General features: G+C 71.9%; 13 protein-coding genes. 6 read left to right on the forward strand and 7 right to left on the reverse strand.

Translation table 11 applies throughout. The annotated features are described in order from the left end of the window. Positions 1-27 precede the first annotated feature (27 nt). Positions 28-1,452 carry a M1 family metallopeptidase gene (locus tag ACGWYJ_RS04940; protein ID WP_395104364.1) on the forward strand — a complete coding sequence of 475 codons (1,425 nt, stop codon included), beginning with the start codon at positions 28-30 and terminating at the stop codon, positions 1,450-1,452. Between the two features lie 78 nt (positions 1,453-1,530). Here the strand turns inward: ACGWYJ_RS04940 and ilvA are convergent, their stop codons facing one another. From ilvA to ACGWYJ_RS04960, 4 genes are read right to left on the reverse strand one after another with little or no spacing between them, the layout of a single operon-like run. After that, entirely contained in the window at positions 1,531-2,742 is a 1,212-nt protein-coding gene (gene ilvA / locus ACGWYJ_RS04945; RefSeq protein ID WP_395104365.1) for a threonine ammonia-lyase, read from the reverse strand. Between the two features lie 9 nt (positions 2,743-2,751). After that, positions 2,752-4,083, reverse strand: coding sequence for an MFS transporter (locus ACGWYJ_RS04950; RefSeq protein WP_395104366.1), 1,332 nt, complete (start codon positions 4,081-4,083; stop codon positions 2,752-2,754). A gap of 52 nt (positions 4,084-4,135) precedes the next feature. After that, positions 4,136-5,140, reverse strand: a complete 1,005-nt coding sequence (locus ACGWYJ_RS04955) for an ROK family protein (protein WP_395104367.1) — start codon at positions 5,138-5,140, stop codon at positions 4,136-4,138. Next, positions 5,137-6,327: an FIST N-terminal domain-containing protein gene (locus ACGWYJ_RS04960; RefSeq protein WP_285695621.1), complete on the reverse strand. Its 1,191-nt coding sequence runs from the start codon at positions 6,325-6,327 to the stop codon at positions 5,137-5,139. Before ACGWYJ_RS04960 ends, ACGWYJ_RS04955 begins: the two co-directional genes overlap by 4 nt. A 167-nt stretch (positions 6,328-6,494) precedes the next feature. Between ACGWYJ_RS04960 and ACGWYJ_RS04965 the strand changes: the two genes are divergently transcribed. The 3 genes from ACGWYJ_RS04965 to ACGWYJ_RS04975 all read left to right on the forward strand — a co-directional run bounded on the left by ACGWYJ_RS04965 (position 6,495) and on the right by ACGWYJ_RS04975 (position 10,665). Next, positions 6,495-7,916: a magnesium chelatase gene (locus tag ACGWYJ_RS04965; protein WP_395104368.1), complete on the forward strand. Its 1,422-nt coding sequence runs from the start codon at positions 6,495-6,497 to the stop codon at positions 7,914-7,916. A 121-nt stretch (positions 7,917-8,037) separates the two neighbouring features. Further along, on the forward strand, positions 8,038-10,095 hold the full coding sequence (locus ACGWYJ_RS04970) for a hypothetical protein (RefSeq protein ID WP_395104369.1): 2,058 nt from the start codon (positions 8,038-8,040) through the stop codon (positions 10,093-10,095). Positions 10,096-10,146: 51 nt separating this feature from the next. Beyond that, a complete protein-coding gene (locus tag ACGWYJ_RS04975; RefSeq protein ID WP_395104370.1) occupies positions 10,147-10,665 on the forward strand; it encodes a hypothetical protein in 519 nt (172 codons plus the stop codon). A 4-nt stretch (positions 10,666-10,669) separates the two neighbouring features. Here ACGWYJ_RS04975 and ACGWYJ_RS04980 read toward each other — a convergent pair whose 3' ends face one another. Then, positions 10,670-11,776, reverse strand: a complete 1,107-nt coding sequence (locus tag ACGWYJ_RS04980; protein WP_395104371.1) for an alpha/beta hydrolase — start codon at positions 11,774-11,776, stop codon at positions 10,670-10,672. Between the two features lie 133 nt (positions 11,777-11,909). After that, positions 11,910-13,070, reverse strand: coding sequence for a cystathionine gamma-synthase (locus tag ACGWYJ_RS04985; protein WP_395104372.1), 1,161 nt, complete (start codon positions 13,068-13,070; stop codon positions 11,910-11,912). 175 nt (positions 13,071-13,245) lie between these two features. On the opposite strand from ACGWYJ_RS04985, the gene ACGWYJ_RS04990 reads away from it, so the two are divergent. Then, on the forward strand, positions 13,246-15,417 hold the full coding sequence (locus tag ACGWYJ_RS04990; RefSeq protein WP_395104373.1) for an MMPL family transporter: 2,172 nt from the start codon (positions 13,246-13,248) through the stop codon (positions 15,415-15,417). A gap of 158 nt (positions 15,418-15,575) precedes the next feature. Here the strand turns inward: ACGWYJ_RS04990 and ACGWYJ_RS04995 are convergent, their stop codons facing one another. Next, positions 15,576-16,985 (reverse strand): cystathionine beta-synthase, encoded by a 1,410-nt coding sequence (locus ACGWYJ_RS04995; RefSeq protein ID WP_395104374.1) that lies wholly within the window; start codon positions 16,983-16,985, stop codon positions 15,576-15,578. Between the two features lie 191 nt (positions 16,986-17,176). Between ACGWYJ_RS04995 and ACGWYJ_RS05000 the strand changes: the two genes are divergently transcribed. After that, on the forward strand, positions 17,177-18,217 hold the full coding sequence (locus ACGWYJ_RS05000) for an SGNH/GDSL hydrolase family protein (protein ID WP_395104463.1): 1,041 nt from the start codon (positions 17,177-17,179) through the stop codon (positions 18,215-18,217). Positions 18,218-18,267 lie beyond the last annotated feature (50 nt).

An 18,267-nucleotide genomic window follows, 5' to 3' on the forward strand; every position in this document is an offset into this window, starting at 1 on the left:
TGGTGCCCGCGCTGAAACTTTTGGGCGATGAGCAGCAGAGCCCCGAAAGGGATGGCCGTGGTGGCGCTCGCCGCCACGGCGGGAATCCTGGTGTCGGCGGTGCCCGCGGGGGCCACCACCAAGTACACGCCCGGCGCTCCGGGAGCCGGTGACCCTTACTTCCCCGACATGGGCAACGGCGGATACGACGTCGCCCACTACGACATCGCGCTGAAATACGACCCGGTCGGCAAGGGGATCCAGGCCGTCACCGACATCCGGGCGCGCGCCACCCAGAACCTGTCCCGGTTCAACCTGGACTTCCTCGGTCCCCTGCGGATCTCCTCACTGCGGGTGAACGGCGCCAAGGCTTCGTTCAAGCGCACCGGCGCCCAGGAACTGGTGATCACCCCGCGCAAGGGGCTGCGGAAGAACAGCAAGTTCACGGTCACCGTCGCCTACTCGGGCGTCCCCCAGCCCATCAACGACGCCACGCTGGGCACCTCCGGCTGGGTGCCGACCAGTGACGGCGCGCTGATGGTCAATCAGCCGTTCGGCGCGGCCACGGTGTACCCGGTGAACGACACGCCCGCGGACAAGGCCACCTACAGGTTCTTCCTGACCGCGCCCAAGTCGCTGACGACGCTGGCCAACGGCGACTTCGCCGGCAAGGTCACCAAGGGCGGCCTCACCACCACGCGCTGGGAGATGCGCCAGCCGATGGCCAGCGAGCTGAGCATGCTCACCATCGGCAAGTACGACGTGATCAGCGGGAGGACCTCCACCGGCATCCCCAACCTCACCGCCACCGACCGGGCGCTCGGCATCAGCCCCGCGCTGGGCCGGGAGTTCCACGACCAGACCGCCCTCATCCAGGACTTCCTGGCCACCAAGTTCGGCAAGTACCCGTTCACCTCCACCGGAGGCGTCGTCGTCAGGGCGAACATCGGGTACGCGCTGGAGACCCAGGCGCGCTCGATCTACGACCGCGCCCACGCCCCCGGGACGCTGCCGTCCCGCACGACCATCGCGCACGAGCTGGCGCACCAGTGGTACGGCGACAGCAGCACGCCGGAGCGGTGGTCGGACATCTGGCTGAACGAGGGGTTCGCGACCTACGCCGAGTGGCTGTACCTGGAGAGGTTTCAGAACAAGCCGGTCCAGCAGAGCTTCGACGAGATCTACGCCACACCGGCCGACGACGACCTGTGGAAGCCGCTCACGGCCGACCCCGGCCGGGACAACATCTTCCACCCCACCGTCTACGACCGCGGCGCGATGACCGTCCACGCCCTGCGGCTGGAGATCGGCGAGAAGGACTTCGCCCGGCTGATCAAGGAATGGCCGACCCGCAACCGCGGGAAGACCTTCACCACCCGCGAGTTCATCCGGTTCGCCGAGGACCTCTCCGGGGAGCGGCTGGACGACCTCTTCCGGAAGTGGGTCTTCACCTCCGGCAAGCCGTCCCTGTGACGTGGCGCTCGCGCGCGTGAGAGGCAGGCACCGAACCGCTCACATCGGCCGCTCACATCGGCCGCTCACATCGGCCGCTCACGCGGCGAGCACCGCGTAGCCCCTGTCCCTGAGCCGGCCAAGGACCTCCTCGCAGTGGTCGGGGCCGCGCGTCTCCAGGTGCATCAGCACCTCCGCCTCCTCGACGTGGAGGCGCGCGGCGACCCGCTCGTGCATCACGTCCAGCACGTTCACACCCAGCTCGGCCAGCTCGCGCAGCAGCGTCACCAGCGCGCCGGGACGGTCGATCAGCCGGCAGCGCACCACCAGGTACCGGCCGGCGCCCGCCAGCCCGTGCCTGAGCACCTTGGCCAGCAGCACGGGGTCGATGTTCCCGCCCGACAGCAGCGCCACCACGGGGGTCCGCACCGCGTAGGAGTGCTCCAGCAACGCCGCCACGCCCGCCGCCCCGGCGGGCTCCACCACCTGCTTGGCGCGTTCGAGGCAGAGCAGCAGCGCCTGCGAGATCGACTCCTCGGTCACCGTGACCACCGCGTCGACCAGCTCGGTCACCAGCTCGTAGGTCAGCTCGCCCGGCCGCCCGACCGCGATGCCGTCCGCCATCGTGGGCTGCACGTCCACCCGGACCGGCTTGCCCGCCGCCAGGGACGGCGGGAACGCCGCCGCCTTCTTCGCCTGCGCGCCCACCACCTTGACGTCGTGATCGGCGGCCTGCTTCAGCGCCGCCGCGACCCCGGAGATCAGCCCGCCGCCGCCCACGCCGCCGACGACCGTCCGCACGTCGGGGCACTGCTCCAGGATCTCCAGGCCGATCGTCCCCTGCCCGGCCACCACGTCCGGATGGTCGAACGGGTGGATCAGGACGGCCCCTTCCCTGGCGGAGTGCTCCATGGCCGCGTCCAGACAGCCGTCCACGGTGGGGCCGGTGAAGACCACCTCGGCGCCGTACGCCCTGGTCGCGGCGACCTTGGGCAGCGGGGCGCCCTCCGGCATGAACACGGTGGCCTTGCAGCCGAGCATGGACGCCGCCAGCGCCACGCCCTGCGCGTGGTTTCCCGCGCTCGCCGCGACGACCCCGCGGGCGCGTTCCTCGTCGCTGAGCCGCGCGATCCGCACGTACGCCCCGCGGATCTTGAACGATCCGGTGCGCTGAAGGTTCTCGCACTTCAGGTAGACCGGGCCGCCGATGGCCTCGGACAGCGCCCGGGAGTGCATGAGAGGGGTGGGGACCACCACGTCGCGCAGCAGCGCGCGGGCGGATCGGATGTCGTCGGCGTTGACGAGCGGCATGCAGCGATCCTATGCGCCGCGCTTGCCGAGCCCGGACAGCGCGCGATCAGGGATGGTGATCAGCAGGAACAGCGCGGCCATCCCGAGCATGGACAGGGCCAGCGCGTGCAGGCCGGAGGTGTCGGCGCGCTCGGCGAAGAACAGGCCGGTGAGGCAGGAGGTGATCATCGCACCGATGTAGGTGAAGGTGCGCAGCAGCCCGGCCGAGGAGGCGGTGCGCTCGTGGTCGGACTGGTAGTACACCGAGTTCTGCAGCGCGAGCCCGTTCAGCCCTTGGGGGATGCCGAAGGCGAACGCCACCACGAGCAGCAGCCAGATGGCGCTGTGCGAGTCCAGCAGCAGAAGCAGCAGGCAGGCGACGACCTGGACCACGGCGCCGACGACGAGCCTGCCGCGGATCTCCGAGCGGCGGCCCGAGTAGGTGGCGGCGACGATCGCGGTGGCGAACAGCGGCAATTGCAGGAAGCCCGCATGCGCGGCCGACAGGCCCCGCCCCTCCTCCAGCCATTGCGTGTAGCCGTACAGGGCCGCATAGCCGACGACGTAGGCGAGTAAGGCGCGGCAGTACGTGGTCAGCAGCGGCACGTTCCCGGCTAAGACGCGCAGGTCGAGAAAGGGCTCCGGCACCCGTAGCGCGCGTACCACCCAGCACACCGCCGCCGCCACGCTGAGGACCGGTAGGTACCAGCGCGCGGACACGGGGTTCATCAGGAACAGCAGCAGCGAGATCAGCATCGCGGAGAACAGCGTCACGCCCGGCAGGTCGAGGCGGGACAGCCGCCGCTCCCCGGGGGCGCGCGGCGGCATGGGCGTCCTCGGCAGGCGCCGCATGCCCAGCACCATTCCGGCCACGGCCAGCGGGAGGTTGACGGCCAAGGTGGTGCGCCATCCGCCCAGCTCGATCAGCAACCCGCCCAGGCTCGGCCCGATCACGGCCATGACCTGGCTGGAGACGGCCAGCGCGGTCAGCACGCCGCCGGGGCTGTCGCGTCCGGTGCGGTCCCCCTCGCTGCGGATCAGGTACATCGCGGACGGGTAGCCCGCGCAGGTGCCGAAGCCGAGCAGCACCCGCGCCAGGATCAGCACGCCCAGGTTCGGCGCCAGCATGCCGATCAGGCCCGCGACCCCGGTGAGGGCCATGCCCGCCAGGTAAAGGCGGCGCGGCCCGAACAGGTCGATCAATCGCCCGGTCACCGGCTGCCCGACCGCGGTCGCCATGTACAGCGCGGCCACCAGCCACGCCGTCTCGGACGGCGGCGCCCCCAGCGCGGCCCCGATCGGCACCAGCGAGACGGCGAGGATCGAGGAGTTGATCGGGTTCAGCACCGTACCCAGCAGCATGGGGGCAAGCAGCCTGCGGTCGAAGGCGTCTCCGGGGGCCCACCCGCCCCTGCTACCGGTCGTCCCCACCCCAGTACAGGTCGGGCCGCTGGACCAGAGCCGCCGCGCCGATGAGCCCGCTGGTCTGCCCCAGCCTCGCCGGGACGATGCGCACCCGCCGTGCGAAGTCCATGCGGGCGTGAACGGAGAACGCCTCCTCCAGCGGGCCGAACAGCAGATCGCCCACCTGGGACAGGCCCCCGCCGATCGCCACCACGTCCAGGTCCAGGAGGTTGGCGGTGGACGCCAGGGCGATGCCCAGGGCCCGGCCCGCCCTGCGCATGGCGGCCATGGCGACCGGGTGGCCCGCGCGGGCGTCGGCGGCCAGGTCCACGCCGGTGGGGTCGCGCTCGTCGTCCCGCCGCCAGCCCTGCTCGCGCGCCCACGCCGCCAGGCCCGGCCCGCGCGCGATCGCCTCCAGGCAGCCGCGGCCCCCGCAGCCGCACGGCGGGCCGTCGGGGTCCACGACGATATGCCCGACGTGACCGGCGTTCCCGCTCTTGCCGTCGATCAGGCGCCCGCCCAGGACCAGGCCGCCGCCCACGCCGGTCGAGACCACCATGCCGAGGACGTTGCCGTACCCCTTCCCGGCGCCTTGCCAGTGCTCGGCGATCGCGACGCAGACGGCGTCGTTGTGGACGCGCACGGGCACGCCGGGGAAACGCGCCCGCAGGCGGTCACGTAACGGGAAGCCGCGCCAGGCGTGCATGTTGAGCGGCGACACCTCGGCGGCGGGCCAGGTCATCGGGCCTCCGCAGCCCACGCCGACGCCGGCGATCCGCTCCGCGTCCGCTCCGGCGGCGGCGAGCACCTTGCCGACCAGCGCGTCGAGGGCCGCCCAGATGGCCTCGGCGTCCCGGCTCCGCGCCTCCGGGTCCGGGTGTCCGATCGGCCGGTTCGGCGTCTCGACGCGCTCGTAGGCCGTCAGGTGCCCGTCCGCGCCCACCATGGCGGCGGCCAGCTTGGTCCCGCCGATGTCGATCGCCAGCACGGGCACCTCGGAGCCCCGGTCGCTCACGACCCGCCGTCCTGGTCCGGGACGAACGTGATCTCCTGTTCGGGGCCGAAGGCGAGGATGGACGCGGTGAACCCGTGCACGTGGTTGCGCCCCGCCACCGGGCCGATCTCACCGGCGGCGAAGAACCCGCCCACCCCGGACGGGCGGAACGCGCGTTCCAGCACCCGGGCGTCATGATCGGAGTCGGGGAACATGGCGCGGCCCCGCCCGTTGCAGGAGAACAGCAGGGCCCCCTCCACCGGCGCCAGGTCGAAACGCTCCAGCAGCGTGGTGAGGTCGGCCTCGGCGGCGCCCGCGTCCCGGACCTGGAAGCGGACGGTGCGGCCGACGTCGACCACGTCGCCGATCGCGATCGCCCCGGTGTCGGTGTCGGCGCCCACCACGCCCCGGACCAGGAAGTCGCCGCGCTCGTGCTCGTCGGCGTACTCGTCCATGGCCACGCCGATCAGCAGCCCCTGGCCGGCCATCTCCTGCTCCTCCACGGACAGGCCGAGGACGATCTGCTCCAGCTTCTCCAGCGCGGGCGTGCCGGCCAGCTCGTACAGGATGTTCTCGTCGGCCTTGGTCACCACCATGTCCGGGCCGATCGGGCGGGCGCCCTGGCTGACCACCGTGACCGCGGTCACGGCGCCGCCGAGCACCACCCCGACCGCGCCCGTGTCGTACACGTCCCCGTTGAGGAACAGGCGGGTGGCGCCGCGGCTCGGCCCGTCCGCCATGCCGCCGACCAGCGGCAGCCCGGGCAGCGCCTCCCCGGACCGCTCCACGAAGGCGTCCACCGGGAAGCTGTAGGGATCGGCCAGCAGCACGCCCACCACGTCGTCGTCCTGGCCCTCGGGCATGCCGACGACGATCAGCCGGTCCTCGGCCTTGAGCGTCTCCAGCCGGAACGGCTCCAGCCGGGCGCCGGGCAGCACCCCGGCCCAGGCGCTGACCGCGCTGGCCTCCTCGACGCCGCGGGAACCCCCGATCACCCCGTTGGCGCTACAGCCCAGCACCGTCCGGGCGCCGGCCGCCTCCATCGCGGCCAGCCCGGCCGCCTCCAGCGCGCCGGGATCGTCGGCGGAGACGAAGACGCAGACCAGGTCCGGTGGGGCGCTGAGCGGCTCCAGCGCCGTGCGCACCGCGGTCCGCGCCGCCGCGGTCAGGTCAGGGCCGAGGGCGAGGCCGTCACCGAATCGGGCCATCGGCGGAGCCTCCCTCACGGTTCAGCGGGTCGTTCACACTTCCAGTTTCCCCCTTCACGCGCACGCCACCCAAACAGGGCGGCCGCCGAGTCCGGGACGCCCGAGCCGCAAGGGAATCGGGCCCGTGAGGGTGCGATATCGCGGATCGGCGACGTAGTGTCGATCGCGTGCGTCCATCCGAACCTCGCGAGAGAACACTGGGCGAGCTTCGCACCAGTGGCCACGTGCACCGCTCGGTCAAGGCCGAGATCCGGCACAACCTGCTGAACCGCCTGAGATCGGGCGAGCCCCGCTTCCCCGGCATCGTCGGGTTCGACGACACGGTGCTGCCCCATCTGGAGCGCGCCCTGCTGGCCGGGCACGACCTGGTCCTGCTCGGCGAGCGCGGCCAGGGCAAGACCCGGCTGATCCGCACCCTGGTCGGGCTGCTGGACGAGTGGACCCCGGTCGTCGAGGGATGCGAGATCAACGACCACCCGTACGCGCCGGTGTGCGTGCGGTGCCGCAGGATGGCCGGCGAGCTGGGCGAGGCCCTGCCGGTGGCCTGGAAGCACCGCGACGACCGGTACGGGGAGAAGCTGGCCACGCCCGACACCAGCGTCGGCGACCTGATCGGCGACGTGGACCCGATCAAGGTGGCCGAGGGCCGGCCGCTGGGCGACCCCGAGACCGTCCACTTCGGCCTGGTGCCGCGCACCAACCGGGGCGTCTTCTCCATCAACGAGCTGCCCGACCTGGCCGAGCGGATCCAGGTGGCGCTGCTGAACGTGCTGGAGGAGCGGGACGTCCAGGTCCGCGGGTACGCGCTGCGGCTGCCGCTGGACCTGCTGCTGGTGGCCAGCGCCAACCCCGAGGACTACACCAACCGGGGCCGGATCATCACCCCGCTCAAGGACAGGTTCGGCGCCGAGATCCGCACCCACTACCCGCTGGAGCTGGGCACCGAGCTGGAGCTGATCCGCCAGGAGGCGGAGTTCGCCGACCTGGCCGGGCAGCCGGCCGAGGTGCCCGACCATCTGATCGAGGTGATCGCCAGGTTCACCCGGCTGGTGCGCGAGTCGACGGCGGTGGACACCAGGTCCGGCGTGTCGGCGCGGTTCGCGCTGGCCGGGGCCGAGACCGTGGCGGCGGGCGCCGTGCGGCGGGCCGCGCTCGCGGGCGAGGAGCGCGCCGTGGCCCGGGTCTGCGACCTGCCCGCGGTGGTGCCGTCCCTGATGGGCAAGGTGGAGTTCGAGGTCAGCGAGGAGGGCCGCGAGCAGGAGGTGCTGGAGCACCTGCTGCGCCGCGCCATCGCCGAGACCTACCGGCGCACGCTGGGCCCCGCCGACCTGACCGGGCTGCTGGAGAAGTTCGACTCCGGCGAGCAGGTGGAGTCGGGCGAGCTGGTGCCGGCCGCCGAGCTGCTGCGCCGGATCGGCCAGGTCCCCGGGCTCGCCAAGATCATGGAGCGGCTCGGCATGAGCGGCGAGTCCCCCGAGCAGGCCGCCGCCGCGCTGGAGTTCGCCCTGGAGGGCCTGTACCTCACCCGCAGGTTGTCCAAGGACGTCCGGGAGGGCGGAGCGGACGGTACGGCCACCTACCGCACGTGAGGTGCCGCCGGCACGACCGAACAGAGCGAGGGCATGAGCGCCGCTTCTCCGGGGGGTGCGGAGGGTCGTCCCCCCGCGCGGGCAGCGCAGACGTAGGCGTCCTGAGGAGTTGGGGAGTGCGATGAGCCGTTACCGGTACGGGGCGTACGAGGAGGGTCCCGACCCGCTCGCCCCGCCGTACGACGTACGGGACGCGCTGGACGCGATGGGCGACTCCGTCCTGGAGGGCACCCGTCCCGAGGAGGCGCTGCGGGAGCTGCTGCGGCGTGGCCTGCCGGGCGCCGAGGGGCGCCGCGGTCTCGACGACCTGCTGCGGCAGGTGCGGGAGCGGCGCCGCAGGCTGCGCGAACGCGGGCGGCTCGACGGGACGCTGGAGGAGGCGCGCGCCCTGCTCGACACCGCGATCGGGCAGGAGCGGGCCGAGCTGTTCCCCGACCCCAGTGACGACGCGCGGCTGCGCGAGGCCGAGCTGGACGCGCTCCCCGACGACACCGCCCAGGCGATCCGGCGGCTGTCGGACTACCAGTGGAGGTCGGACGCGGCCCGCGCCACGTTCGAACGGCTGAAGGACCTTCTCCGCAGGGACGTCCTGGACGCGCAGTTCCAGGGCATGAAGCAGGCCCTGGAAAGCCAGGACCCGCAGGCCATGCAGCGCGTCAAGGACATGATGGCCGCGCTCAACGAGATGCTGGAGAAGGACGCCCGCGGCGAGCACACGCAGGAGGACTTCGACCGGTTCATGGAGCGGTACGGGGACATGTTCCCCGACAACCCGCGGAACCTGGAGGAGCTGGTCGACTCGCTGGCCCGCCGCGCCGCCGCGATGGACCGGCTGCTGGCCTCGCTGAGCCCCGAGCAGCGGGCGGAGCTGGCCGCCCTGATGGACCAGGTCATGCAGGACGCGGGGCTGGCCATGGAGATGTCCCGGCTGAACGACGCGCTGCGCGCCCGCCGTCCCGACCTGGGCTGGGGGCAGCCGGAACGGATGACCGGCGACGAGGCGCTGGGCATGGGCGACGCCACGACGGCGCTGGCCGAGCTGGCCGACCTGGCCGAGCTGGAGGCGGCGCTGGCCCAGGACTACCCGGGCGCCCGGCTCGACGACATCGACGAGGAGGCGGTGCGGCGCGCGCTGGGCCGCCGGGCCGTGGACGACCTGGAGGCGCTGCGCCGGATCGAGGCCGAGCTGGAGCGCCAGGGCTATTTGCAGCGCAAGCGCGGCAAGCTGGAGCTGACGCCCAAGGCCGTGCGGCGCCTGGGCGACACCGCGCTGCGCCGCGTGTTCTCCCAGCTGACCGCGGGCCGGCAGGGCGACCACGACCAGCGGGACGCCGGGCAGGCCGGGGAGCTGACGGGGTCGAGCCGCGAGTGGCGGTTCGGCGACGAACAGCCCCTGGACGTGGTCCGCACCGTCAGCAACGCCATCCGCCGCAGCGCCATGGAGCCGTCCGCGGCGGCGCTGGACGCGCCCGTCCTGGACGCCCCCGTCCTGGACGCTGCGGGCGCGTACGGCGGGCTCACCGCGCCCAGGGCGGTCACCAGGCGGAACGGCGCGGTCAAGCTGAGCGTGGACGACTTCGAGGTGCAGGAGACCGAGCGCCGCAGCGCCGCGGCGGTGTGCCTGCTGGTGGACCTGTCGTACTCCATGGTGCTGCGCGGCACGTGGGCGGCGGCGAAGCAGACCACGCTGGCCCTGCACGCGCTGGTCACCAGCAAGTACCCGCAGGACGCCATCCAGATCATCGGGTTCTCCAACTACGCCAGGACCCTGCACCCCACCGAGATGGCCGGGCTGGACTGGGACATGGTGCAGGGCACCAACCTGCACCACGCGCTGATGATCGCGGGCCGCCATCTGGACCGGCACCCCGACTTCGAGCCGATCGTGCTGGTGGTCACCGACGGCGAGCCGACCGCGCACCTGCGTCCCGACGGGCGGTCGCTGTTCGACTACCCACCCTCCCCCGACACGCTGGTGCTGACGCTGGCCGAGGTCGACAAGATGACCAGGCGCGGCGCCAGCATGAACTTCTTCATGCTGGCCGAGGACCGGCGGCTGGTGTCGTTCGTGGAGGAGGTCGCGCGGCGCAACGGCGGGCGGGTGTTCGCGCCCGACGCCGAACGGCTCGGCCAGTACGTGGTCAGCGACTACCTGCGGGTGCGGCGCGGACGCCGGTGATCGCGCGGGGGTGCGCCGCCCGCGGCGGGCCCGGCCGTTAGGGTCGTGGCCATGTCCACCTCCGACCGGCTCCTGCTCGTCCTGCACATCGGCTTCGCGATCTTCACGCTGGGCCCGCTGACCGCCGCGACCTCCGTCACCCCGCGCTACATCCGCAGGCGGGACCCGGCCGTGGTGCGCTTCCTCAACCGCAACACCCGGATCTACGGGCTCGGCACGCTCGGTGTCTTCCTGTTCGGGTTGTTCCTGGGGCAGGGGCGGATGGACGAGATCTGGCTCGTGGTGTCGATGACCCTGTTCGTCGTCGCGCTGGTGCTGCTGCTCCTCGTGGAGCGCGACCAGCGCAAGGCCGCCCAGTTGCTGGAACGGGCCGAGGCGTCCTCGGCCCCCGGGCCGTCCCAGGAGACCGCCAAGGACGGGGAGGCCGAGGCGGAGGAGAAGGCGACCGCCACCGCCCCGCGGGATCAGGACATCGCTCAGGTCGAGCGCGGCCGGATCGCCGCGATCTCGGGCGTCGTCGCGCTGCTCTGGCTGATCATCCTCGTGCTGATGGTGTGGAACGGGTCCTGAGCCCTCAGGGGGCGGTGCGCTGCTTGAGCCAGGAGATGATCAGCGGGACGGCGGTCTCCTCGTTCAGCAGCGCCGTCGCGTGCTGCCTGCCCGGGTACACCTTGACGCGCGCGTCCAGGCCGACCCCGCGCAGGGCGGCGGCCAGGCCGGTGCTCTGCGCGGGCGGGACGAACTCGTCCTTGTAGTGCAGCAGCAGCATCGGCGCGTCGCCCGGGGAGACATGGCTGATGGTGTTGGTGTCCTCGGCCTGCGCCATGCAGTCGGGGTCGGTCTCGACGGGCACGCAGCCCAGCAGCTTCACGACCGCGCGGCGCAGCTTGCGCTGGCTGTTCGTGGCGTCCGGCCTCTCGCCCGCCTGGTAGGCCAGGTACGGGATGTTCACCGGTGACAGGGACACGGCGCCGCGGACCCGCGTGCCGCCCTCGCCATAGGTGGCGAGCTGGCTCGCCAGCAGACCGCCGGCGGACGACCCCATGACCGCGACACGGTCCGGGTCGATGTTCCACTTGACCGCGTGCCGCTTGACGTAGGTCAGGGCCGCCATGGCGTCGTCCCGCTGCGCGGGCCAGGGCGCCTGGGTCGCGAGCCGGTAGTTGGCGGCGAAGACCGTGTAGCCCTGCGCGGTGAGGCGGCGTGCGAAGTACTTCCAGCCCGACTTGTCCCCGCCGATCCACGAACCGCCGTGGAAGAGCAGCACGGCCGGGGTGGGCGCGGTCCCGCGCGCCTGTCGCGTCGCCGCCCCCGCGTCGTCGTCCCGGCCCTCGGGCGTGGTGTCCTGCCAGTAGACGTCGATGCGCTGGCGCGGGTGGACGCCGTAGGCGTACGTGGCGGTCCTGGGCAGCTTGGGCGTCACCATGACGGCCCGGGTCGACACGACGGGGTCGGGGGCGGACGACTGCCCGTTCCCGGCCTGCGCGGTCGACGACGGGCCGGAGGAGCCCGGCGAGCCGGACGGGGCCTGCGTTCCCGGTCCTTCGCCCTGGCCGGGCGAGGCAGGTGACGAGGACCCCGGTGAGGGCACCGGCGGAGCGGCTCCCGCCGCGCCGGACACCGCCACGGCGGAGATGCACGTCGCGGCGAACGCCGCCCCGCAGACCAGAACTTTGCGCACTCCCGGTCCCTTCTCATCGGACACCCGGCGCGCCATATCATAGAGCCTTGATCACCTAGCGGCAGGCAAAGCCATCCGAATCGCCCGGTACGGACCGGTCGAAGATCCGGTCAGGGCCGGGCATGGCGGCCGGTCACCGGGTGGCCGCGGTGATCGCGCGCTCCAGGTCGCGGAGCAGGTCGTCCACGTCCTCGATGCCGACCGACAGCCGCACCAGGTCCCCGGGGACCTCCAGCGGGGACCCCTTGGCCGAGGCGTGGGTCATCCGGCCCGGATGCTCGATCAGCGACTCCACCCCGCCCAGCGACTCGCCGAGGATGAACAGCTTCGTGGACTCGCAGACCCGCACGGCCTCCTCCTCGGAGCCCATCCGGAACGACACCATCCCCCCGAACGCCTTCATCTGCTTGGCGGCGATGCCGTGGCCCGGGTGCTCCGGCAGCCCCGGGTACAGCACCGAGCGCACCTCCTCCCGTCCCGACAGCATGTCGGCGACGGCCGTCGCGTTGGCGCAGTGCCGGTCCATCCGCACGCCGAGGGTCTTGAGCCCCCGCAGCGTCAGCCAGCAGTCGAACGGCCCGGCGACGCCGCCCATGGCGTTCTGGTAGTACGCCAGCCGCTCCCCCAACTCGGCCGAGGCCGTGACCAGGGCCCCGCCGACCGTGTCCGAGTGCCCGCCGATGTACTTGGTCGTGGAATGCATCACCACGTCCGCACCCAGGGTCAGCGGGCGCTGGAGGTACGGCGAGGCGAAGGTGTTGTCGACCACCAGCAGGGCGCCCGCCTCGTGCGCGACGGACGCCAGCGCGGCGAGGTCGGCGATGCCCAGCAGCGGGTTGGTCGGGGTCTCCACCCAGATGATCTTGGTTTCCGGGCGGACCGCGGCCCGTACCGCGTCCAGGTCGCCCAGCGGCACCGGGTCCTGCACCAGCCCCCAGGGCTCGGCCACCTTGGTGAACAGGCGGTACGTCCCGCCGTACGCGTCACCAGGGATGATCACGTGATCGCCGGGACGGCACAGCGCGCGCAGGAGGGTGTCCTCCGCGGCGAGCCCGGACGCGAACGCCAGCCCCCGCGCTCCCCCCTCGACCTCCGCCAGGCATACCTCCAGAGCGGTACGCGTCGGATTGCCCGCCCGCGAGTATTCGTAGCCGGCCCGCAGCAGCCCCACACCGTCCTGCTTGTAGGTGGAGGTCTGGTGAATCGGCGGGACGACCGCCCCCGTCGTCAGGTCAGGTTCCTGACCTGCATGTATGGCCAGGGTCTCGAAACCCTGGTGAACGTCCTTGTCCATAGGCACGAGGCTATCCACCGGTCTCCCCTCCTGGAGGAGGAGACCGTCCACCGCAGGTATCACCCGGCATTTCGGTACCCGGGTTGACCTCAAAGAGCCCGCCGCTCTCTACCGTGTGAAAGGTACTCGAACCTGGAGTACTCCGATTCCACCGAACCTTTCCGAAGGATGTCGCATGTTCGCACGGTTGGCGCGCGCCGTCGTGAGACACCCGTGGTGGACGATCGTGGCCTGGCTGGTCGCCGCGGTCGCCGTCATCGCCTTCTCACCCCAGCTGTCCACCGAGTCCGACCAGGGCGACTTCCTGCCCTCGTCGTATGAGTCCGTCCAGGGGATGGAGATCGCCCAGAAGGCGTTCCCCCAGCAGGAGGACACCTCCGCCCTGATCGTGGTCAAGCGTACCGACGGGGCGCCGCTGACCACGGCGGACACCGCCAAGGTGAACCAGATCGCCCAGACCCTGAACTCCGACAAGCCGGAGACGGTGCAGGGCTTCCTCGCGGGACCCCAGACCGTGGCGCCGAACAGGGCCGTCCAGGTCGTCGCCGTGCCGATGAAGGGGTTCGACAGCGACGCCCAGACCAAGCAGTCCGAGGCGGTCAAGGAGATCCGCGCCGACCTGAAGACCCAGCTGAACGGGACCGGCCTGGAGGCCAAGGTCGGCGGTGACGTGGCCGGCTGGGTGGACAACGAGGACTCCTTCAACCAGTCCTTCGAGATCGTCGGCATCGCCACCTTCGTGCTGATCATCGGCCTGATCCTGCTGATCTTCCGGGCCCCGCTGGCGGCGCTGCTGCCCATCCTGGTGATCTCGCTGACCATGCAGGTCGCGATGGGCGTGATCGGGATCGCCTCGAAGATCTTCGACTTCTCCGGCGACCAGAGCCTGTCCACGATCATCCTGATCGTGCTGTTCGGCATCGGCGCCGACTACTACCTGTTCCTGATGTTCCGGTTCCGCGAGCGGCTGCGCGCCGGCGACGACAAGCGGACCGCCATGACGACCGCGCTGGAGCGGGTCGGCGAGGTCATCACCTCGGCCGCCGCCGCGATCGCGGTCAGCTTCCTGGTGCTGCTGCTGGCCGCCTTCGGCGGGTTCAGCGCCCTGGGCCCGTCCCTCGCCATCGCGGTCATGGTGATGGGCGTCACGTCCCTCACCCTGTTCCCGGCGATCATCGTGCTGCTCGGCCCCGCGGTGTTCTGGCCGTCCAAGGCGTGGAAGAAGCAGCCCAAGAGCTCGGGGGCGGCGGCCCTCGGCCGGCAGGTGGGCCGGCGTCCCGCCCTGGTCGCCCTGGTCTCCGGCGGTCTGATGGTCGCCCTCGCGGCGGGCGTGTTCGGGTTCAAGGCCGACTACGACTTCGCCGCCGGCTTCCCGCAGGACACCGAGTCCGCGCAGGCCACCAAGGACATGCAGAAGGGCTTCCCGCCCGGCATCGCCACCCCGGTCCAGGTCTTCCTCAAGACCGAGAACGGGCAGCCGATCTCGCAGCAGCAGATCGGCGCGTTCAGCGCGGCGGTCAAGGGCGCGCCGGGCGTCGGGCAGATCCGGCCGGGCGAGGTGGGCGCCCGCGACAAGTCCGTCGCGCGGGTCGACCTGCTGCTCAAGGACAACCCGATGTCCAACGAGTCGATCAGCCTCGTCAAGGACGACCTCACGCCGGCCGTGCACAGGGCCACGCCCGACGGCGTGCGGTCCTACGTCAGCGGCCAGACGGCGATCTTCGCCGACATCAACGCGGTCAACAACCGGGACCTGTCGGTGATCCTGCCGGTGGCGGCGGTGCTGATCGCGCTGATCCTGGCCCTGCTGCTGAGGTCGCTGGTCGCGCCGATCTACCTGGTCGTGGCCGTGCTGCTGGGCTTCACCGCCACGCTCGGCTCCGCGGTGTACGTCTTCCAGGGCGCCATGAACGAGCCGGGGGTCAGCTTCCAGCTGCCGATCGTGCTCTACCTGTTCGTCCTGGCGATCGGGACCGACTACAACATCCTGATGACCGCGCGGCTGCGTGAGGAGGCCAGGGAGGGCAACGAGCCGCGCAAGGCCGCCGCGCTGGCGGTCGAGCACGGCGGGCCCACGGTCGCCGCGGCCGGGCTGATCCTCGCCGGGACGTTCTCCGTCATGGTGCTGGCCCCGGTGTCGATGCTCCAGCAGATCGGCTTCTCGGTCGCGATCGGCATCGCCCTGTCGGCCTTCGTGATGTCGACCTTCCTGGTGCCCGGCCTGACCGCCATGCTGGGGCACAAGGCGTGGTGGCCCGGCCACGGCGACGAGCCCGACCGGCCGACCGGTGGTGAGCCCCCCGTCCTCCACAAGGGCGAGTACGAACCCTCGGGGATGGGCCGCTAGGGCTCACCGCCGTCCCCCCAGACGTCGGGTTGCGGGAACCGCGGTCCGGAAAGCCGCCCACAAGGCCGCGGACCGCAACCCGACTCCTTACATAGATGAAGATCGAATGAGAGGAAGCGCCGGAGACCCGCGGGTCTCCGGCGCTTCGCCGTTCCGGGCTAGCGTTCGGCGGAGTTGGCCAGGAAGGTGATCAGATCCTGGCGGGTGACCAGGCCCTTGGGCTTGCCGTCCACCAGCACCACCGCGGCGCCCGCGCTCTCCAGCGCCGTCACCGCCTTGCTCACCGGCTCCCCCGAACCCACGATCGGCAGCGGCGAGGACATGTGCGCCTCGATCGGGTCGTCCAGCCGGGCCCGGTTCCTGACCAGGGCGTCCAGCAGGTCGCGTTCCACGATCGAGCCGATCACCTCGGCCGCCATCACCGGCGGCTCCTGCTTCATCACCGGAAGCTGCGACACCTCGTACTCGCGCATCACCGCGATCGCGGTCTCCACGCTCTCTTCCGGGTGGACGTGCACGAACTCCGGCAGCGTCCCGCCCTTGCGGGTCAGCACCTCGCCGATCCTGGCCTCCTCGGTGGACGGGGTGAGGAAGCCGTAGTCGGCCATCCAGTCATCGTTGAAGATCTTGGAGAGATAGCCGCGGCCGCCGTCCGGCAGCAGGACCACGATCACCGCGTCCGACGCCCCGGGCCCCTCGGAGAGCCGGGCCGCCAGCCGCAGCGCCGCGACCACCGCCATCCCGCAGGACCCGCCGACCAGCAGCGCCTCCTCCCGCGCCAGCCGGCGCGTCATCAGGAACGAGTCCTTGTCGGACACCGCGATGACCTCGTCGCAGATCGTCCGGTCGTAGGTGTCGGGCCAGATGTCCTCGCCGACGCCCTCGGTGAGGTACGGCCGTCCGGAGCCGCCCGAGTACACCGAGCCCTCCGGATCGACGCCGATCACCTTGACCGAGCCGCCCGACACCTCCTTGAGGTAGCGTCCCGTGCCGCTGATCGTGCCGCCGGTGCCGATGCCCGCGACGAAGTGGGTCACCTTGCCGTCGGTCTGCTCCCAGATCTCCGGGCCGGTCGTCTCGTAGTGCGAGCGCGGGTTGTTCTCGTTGCGGTACTGGTCCGGCTTCCACGCGCCCGGGATCTCGGCCGCCAGCCGGTCGGAGACCGAATAGTAGGAGTCGGGATGATCGGGCGACACCGCCGACGGGCACACCACCACCTCGGCGCCGTACGCGCGCAGCACGTCCAGCTTGTCCTTGGCGACCTTGTCGGGGCACACGAAGACACACCGGTAGCCGCGTTCCTGCGCGACGATCGCCAGCCCCACCCCCGTGTTGCCCGAGGTCGGCTCGACGATCGTGCCGCCGGGGCGCAGCTCGCCCGACCGCTCCGCGGCCTCGATCATCCGGACCGCGATCCGGTCCTTCACCGACCCGCCGGGATTGAAGTACTCCACCTTGGCCAGCACCTGCGGCCCCCCGCCGTCGGCCCGGCCCCGGCCGGTCACCTTGCGCAGCCGGACGAGCGGGGTGTCACCCATGAGCTCGACCAGCGAATCGTGTACGCGCACCGCGATGTCCCTTGTGTAGCTGCCGTGTTTCATCCCCCTGCGATCCTCGTAACAGGCGCGTGTCCTGCGGAGAAGGAGGATGTGAAGTCGGATAGATTTCAATTTCCGACGGTAGCCCACTGGGCGCCGCGGACGGCTCACCAAGGTCGGGATCGGTTCCGGATGGTCACGGAGGGTCGACGGCAATGGCAATGCTGAGGGCGTTCACGGCACGGCGCATCGCGACGGCCGCGGCGTACGGAGGCGGCGGGCTGACCGTGGTCGGCGGCCTCACCTTCGGGTTGCTGGTGGTGGAGGCCAAGCTCGCCAGGAAGATCATTCTCGCCACGCCCAACGGCGATCCCCCCGTCGCCGACGGCGTCTACGGCAAGGGCCTGCCGGGCGAGCCGCTCTCCTTCGTCGTCCTGGGCGACTCCACCGCCGCCGGGCTCGGCGTCCACACGCCCGAGGAGACCCCGGCGGCGCTGCTGGCCACCGGGCTGTCGTCCATCTCGGGACGGCCGGTGCGGCTCACCAACGTGGCCCGCTCGGGCGCCCGCTCCGAGGCGCTGGCCGAGCAGGTGACACGGGCGCTGAAGGCCCGGCCCGCGATCGCCGTCATCATGATCGGCGCCAATGACGTCACCAACCGGGTGCCGGCGGGCGAGTCGATCCGGCATCTGGCCGCCGCGGTCCAGCGGCTCCGCGCGACCGGCTGCGAGGTGGTGGTGGGCACCTGCCCCGACCTCGGCTCGGTGAAGCCGCTGATGCAGCCGCTGCGGTGGTTCGCCCGGCGCGCCAGCCGCCAGCTCGCCGCGGCCCAGACCATCGTGGCGGTCGAGCGCGGCGCCCGGTCGGTGTCGATCGGCGACCTGCTGGGACGGGAGTTCGCGGCCGACCCGCTGGAGATGTTCAGCGCCGACCGCTACCACCCGTCCGCGCGGGGCTACGCCGCCGCGGCCGCCGCGATGCTGCCGTCGATGGCGGCCGCGCTGGGGCTGGAGCCCGACCTGGAGTCCCTCCCCGGCTTCCGTCCCGGCCAGGGCATCCTGCCGGTCTACCTCGCGGCGGCCGAGGCCGCCGAGGAGCCCGGCATGGAGGTCTCCGGCGCCCGGGTCGCCGGACGGGAGCGCGGTCCTCGGGGACGCTGGGCCACGCTGCTGCGGCGCCGCGGCGTCGACCGGTCCGACGACGGGGACGCCCACCCGGGCGAGTCCGGCGGTGCGACCGCGGTGACACCGGGAGCCGCCTGACCCCGGCCCGCCCATAACCGCTTTTCTTCCGCCTTTCTTCGGCCATTCCA

Origin of the sequence: Actinomadura sp. SCN-SB (assembly GCF_043906805.1) — a bacterium.
Classification (GTDB): Bacteria; Actinomycetota; Actinomycetes; order Streptosporangiales; family Streptosporangiaceae; genus Spirillospora.